The organism is Flavobacterium niveum, from assembly GCF_055231775.1.
Map to the genome: position 1 here is coordinate 490,532 of NZ_JBUYSX010000004.1, position 14,088 is coordinate 504,619.

Consider the following 14,088-nt stretch of genomic DNA (forward strand, 5'->3'; position numbering starts at 1 on the left):
AAACAAAAAATGTTAAAATTTTGTTAGAGCGCGTGAAATTAAGCAGCCAAAATTTTACCCACAATACCCAACAATAGGTATTTTTTAATTACGGTTAGCTTGTATAGGTGGTTTGTAAGGATACGATTACGCTATTGGCTTGCTGGGATTGTTATATTGTGAATATGGAAATTATAAGCATAATATATTCCATATTTATAAAATTAACGTCCATTTTATTGAGGATGCATGCGCCTAAATTTGATTTAGCAAGCCCGTGCCCAGTGCCGGTCGCTATAACCATAACCTCATTAATTCAAACAGTAAATGCAAATGAAAACAAAATTACTTACGCTATTCGCTGCCTTTTCCATGGCCTGCATGCCTGCTGCCCTGCACGCCCAGGACACCATGCTGAACGATTTTGAAAGCGGCTCGGCAAACGTTACCGCCAGCTATGGCGCAGTGTATACTAATGTACCTAACCCGCTAAGCACAGGGAATGCTACGGCCAACTGCGGCCAGATAAAACGCACATCGGGCAACTGGTACGAACTGGTACGTATAGACAGTCCTTTTACCGTGGCGGCTAACGAAACCAAATACATCCACATGCTGGTTATGTACAGTGCGGCTACAGTGCCAAACATGTCTATCCGTGTAGATGCAGTGGGCGGAAACGACGGGACTACCGATATTTACCCACTTAACAGCTACACTACACCCGGCACCTGGCAAGATATGGTGTTTAAGGTTGAAGGCGGCGAGTTTGGCGTTAACGCTACACAGATATTGTTTTTTGCCGACTTATCTGTAAACGTTTTGAATGAAACCGATTCGTTTGCGCATATTGACCAGATATTGCTTAATGCCAGCAACACACCGATAGGCAGTGAAACCGGTGATTTGCTGCTGAACGATTTTGAAGCCGGTTCACCTGAAGTTACCGGATACTACGGTGCTGAATATACTAACGTACCAAACCCGCTTGCTACGGGCAACCCAACTGCCAATACCGGCCAGATAAAACGCACGTCGGGCAACTGGTACGAGCTGGTACGTTTTACTACTTCATTCAGTGTGGCGGCTAACGATACCAAGTACATCCACATGCTGGTAAAATACAGTTCAGATGTGGTGCCGAACATGTCGGTACGTGTTGATGCTACGGCAGCCGATGACGGCAGTACCGATATCCACCCGATAAACAGCTATACCACGCCGGGCGAATGGCAGGATATGGTGTTTGCTGTAGAAGGCGGCGAGTTTGGCATCAATGCCACGCAGTTCCTGTTCTTTGCCGACCCTTCGGTAAACGTGCTTAACAATACCGATTCGTTTGCTTACATCGACCAGATATTGCTAAACGACAGCGATACCCCGATAGGCTATGAAGCCGAAGACATGGTGCTGAACGATTTTGAAGAAGGTGCTCCTACCGTTACCGCCAGCTACGGCGCCGAATATGCCACTGTAGACAACCCACTGCAAAATGCTGCCAACCTTTCTGCCAAGGTGGGTGAAATTAAACGCACTACGGGCAACTGGTACGAGCTTATCCGCTTTGGGACTTTCTTTGTTATCCCGGCCAATACCACACGCTACATACATGCGAAGGTGAAATATACCTCTGCTTCGGTACCAAACATGTCGGTAAGGGTTGATGCGAATGCAGGCAACGATGGTAGTGTAGATATACACCCTACATTAGAGTATACAAGTACAAACCAGTGGCAGGATATGGTGTTTACCATAGAAGGAGGCGATGCAGGTATTACCGTTACCCAATTGCTGTTTTTTGCCGATGCAGGCGTAAGTGCGCTTAACAATACCGATTCGTTTGCTTATGTAGACGATTTTATCCTGAACGATAACGAAACTCCGGAAGACCTTACTGCTGCAACTGAAGGCTTCTCAAAAAACAACGTGATAGTATATCCTAACCCCGCTTCCGGTGTATGGAATTTCAGTACTAAAAACGGCAACCTTTCGGCTATTGAAATTGCTGATGTTACGGGCCATGTGGTACTGCGCCAAAGTGCAGGTAGCGCTACTGCTACGGTTAATGCTTCAGGGTTTGCTTCCGGTGTTTACTTTGCAAAAGTAGCTTCAGGAAATACTGTACAATACATAAAGCTGGTAAAAGAGTAATAGTGTTTTAAGATAGTTTTAGAGGTTAAATTTCCTATAAACGGACAGCACCCCGGCATTTCGCCGGGGTGTTTTGTTGTAAAACGATTGCGTAAATTCCTGAATCCGTCATTAAAATAAGAATTAACTTACAATCATGTTACTGTTTTTCCTCAATTAACATTTAGAAATAAGTGTAACACTTTGTAAAAAAATGTTAAATACTTACGTTTGCAGCATCGTACTTAACATTTCCAGCCTAAAAGAAAAAACTTTTACCAATTCCTTGCATGTAACATGCGCCAACCAGAAAAGTTTAAAGTGTGCCTCTCAACCGGGCACACTTTTTTTATACGAAAAATTCAGGTATTGGGTTTTAGTTGGCAGTGTTTTTCAGCTCGTGCGATACCTTTCTTATGTCCTTCATCGTTTGTACCAGCTCACCCGATAGTTGCTGTTTTTTATCTTCCTGCAACGTATGAAGCTGCATCAGGTTAAACTTAATGCCAAACAGGTGGTTTATTACACTATCGTGCAGTTCCATGGCTACGCGGTTACGTTCTTCAGCCTTTGCCTTTTCGGTACTGAACTCCGTTTCGCGCAGCAGGCGGTACATTTCGGCATCGGCCAGTTGCAGTTGTTTCAGGTGTTCCAGCTTGCGGTTTTTTGCCCTTAATAGTATTAGCAGCGTTATTACACCTGCCAGCAGAACAAGTAGTACAGTTATGGTTATAGTATAATTTATACTGCGGCCCAGTTTACGGTTTTGCTTTTGTATGGTTTCGGTTTCATAGGCTATACGGGCAAATTTATCGTGCATGGTACGTTCGGCCTGCAGTATGCTGTCATTATATTGTTTATACATGCCAAAGTAACGATGGTTGTTTCGTGTGTCATACTTTGTAAGCGCTTTCAGGTTTTTCAGTGCCTCGTTGGTAACACCATACACGTGTGCGGTGTCGTAAGCCGTTTTAAAACATTCCAAAGCCTTCACGGTATCGGCATCGTGCATTAGGTGGTATTGTGCTTCACTATATTTTACCAGGGGAAGGATGGTGGCAAAACCTCCGCTGTCAGTAATGTGCAATGCTTTTGTGATATCTGCCAAAGCAAGCTTATCCGCTTTGTTTATGTTCAGCCGCGTTTCGGCACGGTTGGCCAAAGCAGCAGCTTTTATATACGGGTGTACACCGGGTACGGTAAGGCATTTGTTGAAGTAATAGTTCGCTTTTTTATAATCCTTCCTGTCGAAATACAGCGAACCAATATTATTATACGTGGTGGAGTAGAGGTCGGTTTTCCAGCTTTCGTCTACCTGGTTGGGGTCGGCATTGTCCAGCTTTTCCAGTACACGGTTATAGTAATAGGCACAAAGCTCCTTATCAGTGGTGCTGTAATTATCTGCCAGCAGTGTAGACGCTTCTATAGCCAGCCGTTGTGAATCATATTTTTCAAAAATACGTAGGGTTTCCGTGCTGCCTATATCCATAGCTATGGCATTGCCCGCGGTATAGTTGGCATAATGCTGGCACATGGCCATGGCAAGCGAATCATTTTTCAGGGCAAAGAGGTTCTTGGCTTCTATCATGTAGCGGTAGCCGCGTTCCTGTGCACATTGCATAAAGGCGGCATGGCCCATTTTATAGCGTGCCATAGCCATGGCTGTAGTGTCTTTGGCAGCAGAGGCTAACCGGTAATATTTTGTGGCAAACTCCTCGTATTTGGGCAATGCACCTATTTTTCCGTAGCTTATGGCAAGGTGTGCTACTGTACTACGCTTCAGGTTGTTGTTAGGGTAGTGCTGTATGGACTTATAAATGCTGTCAAAGGCTTTTTCTGCCGCCTGCGGCGGCAATGCCATACCGATACTGTCGGTATAGTACATAATGCCGTGTGTAGGCTTTACCGTGCAGAAACGGCTACCCGTTGCAAACAGGCAGATGAGCAATAAGGCCGAAATGTAATATAAAAGCCGTTTTGGCATAGAAAGAACCTTTTACACAATCACCTCAATAACGGTGCCTTTGCCTTCGCCTGAATTGATATTTAACGTTCCGCCCAGGGCTTTAACGCGTTCGTCTATATTGCGCAGGCCTATGCCTGTACGGGTCTTTTTAATATCGAAGCCCTTGCCGTCGTCCCATATGCGTAATTTTACGGCGGGACCTTGCGCCATAAGTGCTATGTTACAATTATCGGCACTACTATATTTTCGGGCATTGGTACAGGCTTCCTGTACTATACGGAACAATGCCACACGGGTTTCCGGCGATACATTGGCCCAGTTGATAAATTTATCCACATATACGTCAAAAACCGGCCCTGTGGTTTCCTGCTGCCTGCTTACCAGCTGTTTCAGCGCTTCGACATAGCTTTCATCGCCCGTAAAGCTTTCCTTCAGGTCGTGAGACAGTTTGCGTATTTCATCCTGTGTTTCCTGAAGCTCATTAACCAACAGTTCCTTTTTCTGGCCCTCATCGGTCTCCAGTTGCATCAGGTTAAAACGCGTGGTGAAAATGCGGTTTATAACCCCGTCATGCAGTTCCATGGCTATGCGGTTTCGTTCCTCCATTTTGGCGTTTTCGGCACGGCTTTCCTGCTGCATTAGCAGGCTGTATATTTTTTCGTTGGCTTCCTGCTGCTCCTGTATGTAAAGGAGTTCCTTGTTGCGTGCCCTCAGCCTTATGATTGCTACAGTACCTACAGCAAAAAGCAGCAACGCCACAGCTGCCCACAGTGTATAGTTTACGCGGCGGTGCAGTGATTTGTTTTGGTTTTCTATATTTTCTGTTTCGTAAGCTATACGGGCAAATTTGTCGCGCATGGTACGTTCGGCCCGTTGCAGGCTGTCGTTCAGCTTAAAATACAATTGCGAATAGTGCGGCCCTTTATGGTGGTCGTTTATTGCCAGTAACGACAATACTTCCAGCTTATCATCATTACTTTGTTCCTGTACTGCTTCGATATAGGTTTTGCGCAGCAGGGTTACAGCACGCAGGGTATCTTTTTTGCGGAGGTAATGCTTGGCAATGCTTTTCTCGGTTTCCAGCTTAAAGTAAGGTTCCTCCATACTGTCCAGTATTCGCAGCGATTCAAACAGGTCTTTTGTGTATTCCTTTTCCTTGTACCCGTTCATCATTTTGGCATAGCCTATATTGCCTAAAAAAAGCGCTTTGTTTATCTTATCGTCGTCAGTATTAAGTTCCATGGCCATGGTGTAAAACTTAATTGCGGTAGCATAGTCACCCTTTTTATCGTACATAACACCCATGTTATTGTAAATGTTTTGCCTGTCGGCCAAAACGCTTTCTTCAGGTACATTTGTCTTGGCCATTTCCCTGGTTTGCTGCAGTGCCTTTTCCAGGTAACTGAGTGCCTTGTCATAATGCTGCATGTTAGAAAGGTCGTTTGCCAGGGCCACGTAGGCGTCATTAAGCGCTTCCTTGTCATTTGCTTTACGCAGCACGCGTATGGCTTTTATTTCTTCGGCTTCAGCTTCAGAAAAGTTGCCGTGCAGGTACAGTACCCGGGCATTGCCATGCAGCGACAACCCGTAGTTTAGGGTATCGTGTAGTTTGTCATAAATGTTCTGTGCACGCAGCCTGTAGTGGTAGGCACTGTCCAGTACGTTTTTGGCTTCCATGTTAGATGCTATGTTATATAGCGAGAATGCCATGGTAGCCGAGTCTTCCCTTTTCTCTGCCGATTGGTGCAGGAAACGCATAATGCCCAGGTGCTTATCCAGCTCGTCGTCATAATAATAACGATAGGCTATTACCTTCATAATTTCCTGGTTCAGGCTGTCTTCGGGGCGGGTTTTGGTTACAGCATACATGCTGTCCAGCACGCGGGTACGGTCTTCCACGCTCATTTTTTCGGTCCTTTCCAGGTATTCCAGGTCACCCAGTGTGGCTTTGCCGTTTTTCCTGCGGGTACAGGCCGAAGCAAGTACCAGAAGTATAAGTATAAATAGGGTAAAGGTTTTCCTCATACGCATCTAAAAATAGGGGCTGCACAGGTACCTGCCTGCACTACAGCCAAATAATTTGAGCCAAAGATAATTAAAGGTTCTAATTTATACCTAAAGTATAATCTGTTAAATGCCGAATGTATTTTTTCACTTTTAAGCAATATATTGTTTCAAATTGTGGCATTAGGTGAAAACCTTAGGATTTACGGGAAAAAAATACTAATTTGGTGCTGGGGAAAAATTTTTAGGGGTAAGCCCTTTTCACTTAAGGAGGCGAAGATGGAAATATTGCTTGTAGACGACCACCCTTTTACTATAGAAGGGTATAATACCGTAATGAATAATACCTTTGTGCCACAACCGGTTATTACCGTGGCAGGAAGTTGCGAAGATGCATGGGAAGCCATACAAAAGGCATTGCCAGCAAAAAGCTTTAGCCTGGCGGTTATAGACCAAAGCCTGCCGCCAAGCCCGCAACACAAACTGCATAACGGTACCGATATAGCGCTGCTGCTGCGCAAAACCATGCCCGGCTGCCGTATTATTATGGTTACGGCGCATAATGAGATACTGGTATTGTACGATATTTTTAAAAAAGCCGAACCCGAAGGCTTTATTACCAAAACCGAACTTACACCACAAAAACTTAGCGAAGTAGCTACCCGCATAACCGCAGGTGATACCTATAAAAGCCCTGCTATAAACAAAAGCATCAACCAGGTGTGGATGAAGGAACTGATGGTAGACGATACCAACAGGCAAATCCTGTTTTTTATGGCGAAAGGGTATAAGGCTATAGAGCTGGCCGACCTGGTGTTCCTGTCAGACAGCAGTGTGCAGAAACGCATAGCCAGCATGAAAAAGGCATTTAACGTTACCGATAACAACTCGCTGGTTAAAGAAGCCATACACCAGGGATTTTTGTAGCATAATATATCACGATTATATTTAAACCTACAAGGTTTTCAAACCTTGCAGGTTGGCGTACTACAGGTTATTCGTTCCTACAAGGTCTTTGAGACCTTGTAGGTATTTAAAAGCATTTTAGTTATCGGTTTAACAAGATAATCTAACAACAAAACCCTGCCTATTGGCAGGGTTTCCGTGTTTTAAAATATGGACTGATTAATGGATATTTATGGTGATAGGCAGGCTGTAAGCGGTACGTACAGGCTTACCGTTTTTAATGCCCGGTTTCCATTTGGTTTTCATTTTTTGCAGTACCCTAACGGCTTCTTTACCCAGGCCAAGTTCGGGTTTGGCATCACGGGTTACCTTAACATCGGTTATGGTGCCGTCTTTTTCCACTACAAATGACACGAATACTTTCAGGCTTTGTGCTTCATTGCTCTCCGGTACGCGGTAGCTGCGGGCCACATCGTTATAAAAGCTTTTAAGCCCACCGGGATATTCCGGCATTACATCTAATGCACCTATAGACAATGGACCTTCCTCACCGGTATTTACAACTGGTGATGTGCCTGTGCCGCCTATTTCGCCGGGGCCGGTGGTGTTTATCGGGTCGCCTGCACCGCCTGCGCCTTTAGTATCTACCTGGCCGGGGTTTTTGTCTTTAAAGTCATCTGTGTTAGGAGTGTCAATCACCGGATCAGATGTTGCTACAATAGGAGTAAGGCGTTTTACATCTTGTGCCGGTGGTGCAGCAGCGGCGGGTTGTTGTTTTTGTACCGGTTCGGGTTTTGGAGGTTCTGCCTTAAAGATGGGGTCTTCTTTAATTTCGGTAACCACAATTACTCCTCCTCCTTTGTTTACCACTTCGGCTTTTTCCCCGTTAGAAAAATAGTTTACCGCTGCCGGTATACACGCTGCTGTGGCCAGCAGGGCTATACCGCCAAAAAGGGCAATCATGGTGTTGCGTGATTCCTGTTTACGGAGCTGGTAGGCGCCATATTGCTGGTTGCGGCCTTCAAACACAAGGTCGATCCAGGCATTTCCAAATACATCTACTTTAGACATAACAAATGGTGATTTTAGGTTTGTAAATTATTTATACTACTACAACGATATAGTAGGTGTGCATATTATATGCCACTTTATTGTGTAGTTGTTTATAAATACTTAAAATCAGGGTTTTATTGCAAAAAGGTATGCAAAATTAAATAAGTGCACCATAAAGCACACCGTTTTGGTTTGGGAGGGGAAAATTTTTATGAAAAACGCACCTATTTTTTTTTCAGGATTTCCAGCAAAAGCTTTTTGGCACGTAGTATTTTTACCTTTACGTTATTCAGGGGTTCATGGAGTTGGGTGGCAATTTCCTGGTAACTAAGCTCCTGGAAAAAGCGCAGTTGGATTACCTCCTGGTATTGCGGTTTCAGCTGGCGGATGCATTGCAACAGGCTCGACAGGTTTTGTTCGCGAATAAGAAGGTCTTCGGCAGTAGGGGAGCTGTCGGCCACGTTTTGGGCACGGCTGTCTTCATCATCGGTAATTTCCACAAATATGGCCGATTTCTTTTTGCGCAGCATGTCTATGTGCACGTTTTTGGCAATGCTTATCAGCCAGGTATTAAAGGCATATTCGGGATTGTAGGTGCTTATGCGGTCAAAAGCCTTGGCAAAGGTTTCTATAACAATGTCCTCGGTGTCCGTTTCGTTCTGGGTACGTTTCAGCATAAAGGCATACACCTCGTTCCAGTAAAAATCAAGCAGGGTAGTAAAGGCTACCTGGTCGCCTGTTTTTGCTTTTTCTATATTTTGCTGTATGCGCTGGGAATTTATTGCCAATGTACCTTTTTTGAAAACAGGTTAGCTGCAAACACCTGCAGTTGTGTGAAGATAAGCATTATTTCCATAAAAGGGAACCAGTATACCGTATCTTTTTCGTTTAGCTTGGCGGCGCTTTGTGCCATTACTATCCAGCAGATAAGGTAGCGGAATACAATAACCGGCACAAGGAACATCCAGTTAAACTGCATGGCTATAAGCGCTATCATAAAAACGAAGAACAATGCCTGAAGCCATACAAATATCTTTAGCCTTACCTGGTCGCCTGTTTTAAAGAACGATGTGGTATAGGCGGCCTTACGCTTGTCCATAATCCATGTTTTGTAGGCGGCAGGGGCATCGCTAAAAGTAAAGCTTTCAGGAGTGTAGCATACGGCAGTATTTTTTCCGGTGGCGGCCTCGTTTACAAACAACGAATCTTCACCGGTGCGTATGTTCATGTGGTTGATGTAGCCGTTTCGCTTAAAAAATTCTTCCTTTTTATAAGCCAGGTTACGTCCGTCTCCACTAAAAGGCAGGCCATTCTTTGCCCATGCAAAACGCTGTGTGGTATTCACCAGTGCATCAAAACGTATAAGTTTATTTACTAATGAGTTTTTTACCAGCCTGTAAGCACTAAAGCCCAGTACTATGGTTTTGCTCATGGTAAATTGCGATGCCATGTGCATTACCCAGTCAGGCCCGGCGGGTTGGCAGTCGGCATCTATAAACAGCAGGTATTCTTTTCGTGCGGCCTTAATACCCAGGGTAAGTGCGTATTTTTTATTGCCCCAAAAAGCTTCGTTGTTCTCTACTTTTACCAGCCTTATGTTGTGGTATTGCTTTTCAAAATCTTCCAGCAGGTCTATACTTTCGTCGCTTGAGGCATTGTCTATAACCACGAGCTCAAAGTCGGGGTAGTTTTGCACAGCCAGTTTCGGTACCAGTGTTTTCAGCTGTTCGGCATTGTTCTTGGCAAGTATAATTACCGATACGGGCAGTTTTTTCTGGGTAACCTGTTGTGGTGCCGCAAAAATAAACCTGCCGAACACGCCAAGGTAATAAGCAAGCTGTAAAACAATTATACCAACAAAAGCGTAGAAAATAATTTCGGGCATCAGGGTCTCAATTTTGCGGCAAAATTACTGCTTTTAAGATTATTTTATCATAAAAAAATCAGAATTTAAAATTCCGGGAGGTAGGTACTTCTTCTTTATTTTTCAGCACCACAAAGCCACGGCCATAAGTGGCTATAAAATTTGTGTTTACAATGTACGAGCGGTGGCATTTTACAAAATTCGGCGGAAGCTCCTCTATAATCTGCGATATTTTGCCGCGTACAAGGTGTTTCTTGGCATCGGCGTTAAACAGGTGCAGGTAGTGGTCTTCGGCCTTTATGTACATCAGGTCGTTAAGGTATACTTTGGTGTTGTCCTTCAGTATTATAGATTCTTCAGTAACAATGTTTTTTACCTTTTCCAGTTCCACCACGGTTTTGTGGTGTATTTGTTCTATAACCTGTTTTTCTTCCTGTACCTGTAGTTTTTCCTGTTCGAGGGTACGCTTGTGGCGGTCCAGTTTTTTCCAGCGCACAAATGAATAAAGCGCCAGCAGGAACACAAGGAACAGCAATATCCCGAAAACAAGGCGGTTTTTGTAAAACTTCTCTTTAAAGTTTTGTAATGCGCTTATCTGTTTATCTTTTTCATCGGCATTGTATTTTTGCTCGGTTTCGTGTATGGCTATGTTTTGTTGTTCGTCGTTTATACGGGCTTCCAGCTCCATAAACAGCTTTTGGTACTTGCGTCGGTTTTGCTGGTCGTTTACGGCATCGTAGCTTTCCATAAGCTTTTTGTACAATACCCGTTTCGTTTTATCGCGGTAGCGGGGAATAGAAATGGACTCTGCCTGCTTAAACCAATTGATGGCATTTGTATAATTTTCTTCAAAAAAATAGCTCATTCCCATGTTATAATGATGGGTATATATGTCGTAAGCATCACCGCTTCGTTTGGCATACACTAACGACAGGCCAAGATAATTACGTGCAACGGTATAATCTTCATTATACAATGCTACGGCAAAAAGGCTATTGTAAATCCTGCAAAGTGCTACAGGATTTTGACTTTTCAGGGCAAAGCGCAGCCCGGTTTCAAATATGGTTTTTGTAGAATCAAGCCGGTGTTGGCTGGGTATACTGTCACTTTCATAAACATCATACGCATTTTTTCCGAATTCATTATAGGCAAGTGCCAGACGTTCGTTTGAACCGGTTTTTTTGGCAAAGCTGAAATACTCGGTTATAAAGTTATCATCATACGATTTATAATGTTCCTGAGACGATATAACGTTATGTATTTCCAGCGAAATATCTTTAGAGGCAGTGGTAAGCCCGCTATATTCAAATAGTTTTTTTGCATTAATAAACAATGTGGCAGCCTTGTCTTCACGGTTAAGGTGAAGGCAGCAGCGGCCTATGTTATATAGTATTCCGGCGGCCTCTGCAGTGGTCGCCGGAAAATTTTGTGATGCATCGGCCAAATACTCCTCAGGGCTCTTCTCTACCCGGGGGTCTGCAAACTGTTTTAGCCCCTGTCCGCGTAAAGGGGTACAAAAGCTGCATAAGGCAAGTATAGCCGGGAGTATTATTTTTTTCATCGAAAAGCTGAGATGGATACCAGTATGTCTTTTTTAGTAAGGCGTGGAGGTGGCATTAAAGCTGAAGGTTCAGAAACTGTTTTTAAAGTCTCTTCAATCTTGTACGCGTTATTTTTAGGAGTACCGGGATACACTTCCGGGAAGTTTATTACCGGTGGTGCACCTGCATTAGCCGGTAAGCCGTTCCAACGGTAGTTAATGTCCTCCAGGTCTTCCTGGGTGCAGGTACGGTCTTGTAAATATTCCAGCCTTTGGTTAAAATAATCGGTAAGCCCGTCAAAACTGGCCTGCGTGTCTTCGTTAAGGCTCATCACCCTTACGGCATCGCCTACTTTCCATTTATATATATTGTCCAGTTCAAAATATACCGTCATTGGGTAACTTGTCCCGGTATCGTTAGTGCCGTTTGTAGCATCATAATAACGGTATGCTATGCCTTTAAAACCCGAAGCACTTTTGTAAAGTTTGCCCGGGGTTATAGCCCTGAATTTGTCAGAGGCTACATTTAGCGTCACCGAAATAATAAGCTTCCCGGTGGCAGGATTTAATCTGATTGTGTCCATAATTGTAAGGTGGTTTAAAGAATTTAGTTCAGGGCCTAAAAATAGTAAGAATGGATGTTTGAAGCATCATAATGTTTGGTTTGTTAAAAATTATTTAAAAAATTACCCGGTAACTATCCAGCGGCTTGCGCCGGGGGGTGCCGGTAATGGCCGGGTCATCATCGCGATTTGTAGGGCCAAAACAACAACAAACCAGTAGCATATAAAAATAAATGTCGTGAATGGCGCGAAATGCAACGCGAAATGTGCCTGTTTACGGCCAATGGCAAACTAAATAGGTGAGCCGGGTAAATTTAAATTGTAATTACACGCCACCCGGAGGTGGCGTGTATAGTTTATTAAAGAGAGGTGATGGATAAAATTACATCGCCTTTAGTGAGTTTTGGTTTAAAAGGTTTTTCCACATTTGTTAGAATATAAGTATCAACCTCTAAATTTCCGTTTCTGGTATTCCAATCATTATTATATGATTCCAGCATTTCCGAGGTTATAGTTGCACCATCTTTGAAATAAGCTAAACGTTCGTGGAAGTAAGGTTTTAAAGAACGAAACACAAGAGGGTCATTCTCATTCATTGTCATGATGCGGATAACCATACCCGGTAGCCAATCTGTTTCTAATACTGCCGCAGGAATATTGAGCGTTAATTCAGTTACAACATTGTTCGCGTCGTCAATGACACCTGTATTATTTTTATACTGTACGGCTATACCGATATAATCTAATACTTTAAACACATAGAACTCTTCTAAGCGATAACTTGTGGTTTTAGTATTAAGTTTAAGTTCAATTGTAAGGGAATTGTTTGCGTTAATTTTGGCGCTTCCTTCAAGGAAACAAATAGGTGTTGGCATAATTGTAAGGTGTTTTGGTTAATAAAAAAAGTATTGGTAATTATTTGATTAACTGGTGTTTGTTATTCAAAGTTATATGTAATATTTAAAAAACCAAACAGGTTAGCGTTATCCGGGTCGTACTTTATTGTAAATGGTAACCACAGGTCTTCTGCAAGCCTTATCCTGATATCTGCATTAGCAAGGAAATTAGTTTTGTCCTCATCTGGCGCTACATCGGTTAATATCCTGTTGTATTCTCCGTACCCTTTAATTTCTAAGCGGCTTCTGTCGTTACTGTCTTTCCAGGCTTTGAAGTTAATCCCGGCTTTAAAATTAAAAGAAGATCTTGTTGCAGTGGTATTTGTTTCTAATAACCTACCGTCAATAGGGGGAGCCGATGGTGAAATTGTATCGGCTATTACCAGTTTTGCCCTTAAATCAATCTCGTTCCATGCCTCTTTGTTGCCTTTAAGAAAAATCGATTCTATTTCGGCCTTGTGTTTACTGTCTTTTAGTGCTGTGCCAACTGCAGAAATGGTCCAGAGAGGTTTACTTTCTATGGTTTTAAAAATTTCTTTTTCTCTCTCTTCAAGAAGGGCTATGTAAGCAGTGATATTAGTTTCTTTCAATCCTTTTTGTTGTGCTTTTTCTTTAAAAAGCATTATTATCTTATCATAATACGGGTTAGATTCCCTGTCATACGTTGTACTGTTATTAATCAGATCCTCGGTGGCCTGATTAATCTGATTAATTATAAAGGCCTCTTCTTTGTTTTCCAAGGCTAATTCAGCTTGAACTTCAGACATTATATGGCGCATTGTGTCATAATTTTCGCCATATACAGTATTTGCCAAATCAACAACCTGCTTGTCCCTTTTATTTACAATAGCATAGGTTACTCCCACAGAGGCACCGTTATAATTGTAAGAATCATCAAAATTCAATTTTAAATTCAACTGGAAGTCTCTCCATCCCCCTTGTTTAATAAAATTACGGTCAAGATTAAGGCTGTCATTAAATGCTGATTTAATACCGAAAATTGTGCTGTTAAACTCTACACTGTTGCCTTCAAGTTCAGAGTTTTTCAATGCAAATTGTATAAACTTAGCAAAGGCATCTTTGTAATTGCCGGATTTGTTGTTTTCCGACTGCTCCATTAACTGTTTGTTCTGTGCAAAAGTGACAACAGTCATGAAAATTGATAAGCATGTTACTAACTTTTTCAT

Annotated in this window: 11 protein-coding genes; 2 read left to right on the forward strand and 9 right to left on the reverse strand. The window is 43.0% G+C overall.

All coding sequences use genetic code 11. The annotated features are described in order from the left end of the window. Positions 1-312 precede the first annotated feature (312 nt). The gene (locus ACZIX4_RS12945; RefSeq protein WP_463336059.1) at positions 313-2,130 is read left to right on the forward strand and encodes a T9SS type A sorting domain-containing protein; all 1,818 of its coding nucleotides are present in this window, start codon (positions 313-315) and stop codon (positions 2,128-2,130) included. Positions 2,131-2,485: 355 nt separating this feature from the next. Here the strand turns inward: ACZIX4_RS12945 and ACZIX4_RS12950 are convergent, their stop codons facing one another. After that, positions 2,486-4,093 (reverse strand): histidine kinase, encoded by a 1,608-nt coding sequence (locus tag ACZIX4_RS12950; RefSeq protein WP_463336060.1) that lies wholly within the window; start codon positions 4,091-4,093, stop codon positions 2,486-2,488. Positions 4,094-4,105: 12 nt separating this feature from the next. Continuing rightward, positions 4,106-6,100, reverse strand: a complete 1,995-nt coding sequence (locus tag ACZIX4_RS12955; RefSeq protein ID WP_463336061.1) for a tetratricopeptide repeat-containing sensor histidine kinase — start codon at positions 6,098-6,100, stop codon at positions 4,106-4,108. Positions 6,101-6,358: 258 nt separating this feature from the next. On the opposite strand from ACZIX4_RS12955, the gene ACZIX4_RS12960 reads away from it, so the two are divergent. Next, complete coding sequence (locus ACZIX4_RS12960; protein WP_463336062.1) at positions 6,359-7,006, forward strand: response regulator; 648 nt, start codon at positions 6,359-6,361, stop codon at positions 7,004-7,006. A 198-nt stretch (positions 7,007-7,204) separates the two neighbouring features. Here ACZIX4_RS12960 and ACZIX4_RS12965 read toward each other — a convergent pair whose 3' ends face one another. The 7 genes from ACZIX4_RS12965 to ACZIX4_RS12995 all read right to left on the reverse strand — a co-directional run bounded on the left by ACZIX4_RS12965 (position 7,205) and on the right by ACZIX4_RS12995 (position 14,088). Further along, the gene (locus tag ACZIX4_RS12965) at positions 7,205-8,056 is read right to left on the reverse strand and encodes an energy transducer TonB (RefSeq protein ID WP_463336063.1); all 852 of its coding nucleotides are present in this window, start codon (positions 8,054-8,056) and stop codon (positions 7,205-7,207) included. Positions 8,057-8,262: 206 nt separating this feature from the next. After that, positions 8,263-8,826, reverse strand: a complete 564-nt coding sequence (locus ACZIX4_RS12970; RefSeq protein ID WP_463336064.1) for an RNA polymerase sigma factor — start codon at positions 8,824-8,826, stop codon at positions 8,263-8,265. Then, complete coding sequence (locus ACZIX4_RS12975) at positions 8,817-9,923, reverse strand: glycosyltransferase (protein WP_463336065.1); 1,107 nt, start codon at positions 9,921-9,923, stop codon at positions 8,817-8,819. The genes ACZIX4_RS12970 and ACZIX4_RS12975 overlap by 10 nt, the downstream gene beginning before the upstream one ends. A gap of 58 nt (positions 9,924-9,981) precedes the next feature. Then, a complete protein-coding gene (locus ACZIX4_RS12980; protein ID WP_463336066.1) occupies positions 9,982-11,463 on the reverse strand; it encodes a LytTR family transcriptional regulator DNA-binding domain-containing protein in 1,482 nt (493 codons plus the stop codon). After that, positions 11,460-12,026: a hypothetical protein gene (locus ACZIX4_RS12985; RefSeq protein WP_463336067.1), complete on the reverse strand. Its 567-nt coding sequence runs from the start codon at positions 12,024-12,026 to the stop codon at positions 11,460-11,462. The genes ACZIX4_RS12980 and ACZIX4_RS12985 overlap by 4 nt, the downstream gene beginning before the upstream one ends. 338 nt (positions 12,027-12,364) lie before the next feature. After that, positions 12,365-12,880: a hypothetical protein gene (locus ACZIX4_RS12990; protein WP_463336068.1), complete on the reverse strand. Its 516-nt coding sequence runs from the start codon at positions 12,878-12,880 to the stop codon at positions 12,365-12,367. A 62-nt stretch (positions 12,881-12,942) separates the two neighbouring features. Continuing rightward, the gene (locus tag ACZIX4_RS12995) at positions 12,943-14,088 is read right to left on the reverse strand and encodes a hypothetical protein (protein WP_463336069.1); all 1,146 of its coding nucleotides are present in this window, start codon (positions 14,086-14,088) and stop codon (positions 12,943-12,945) included.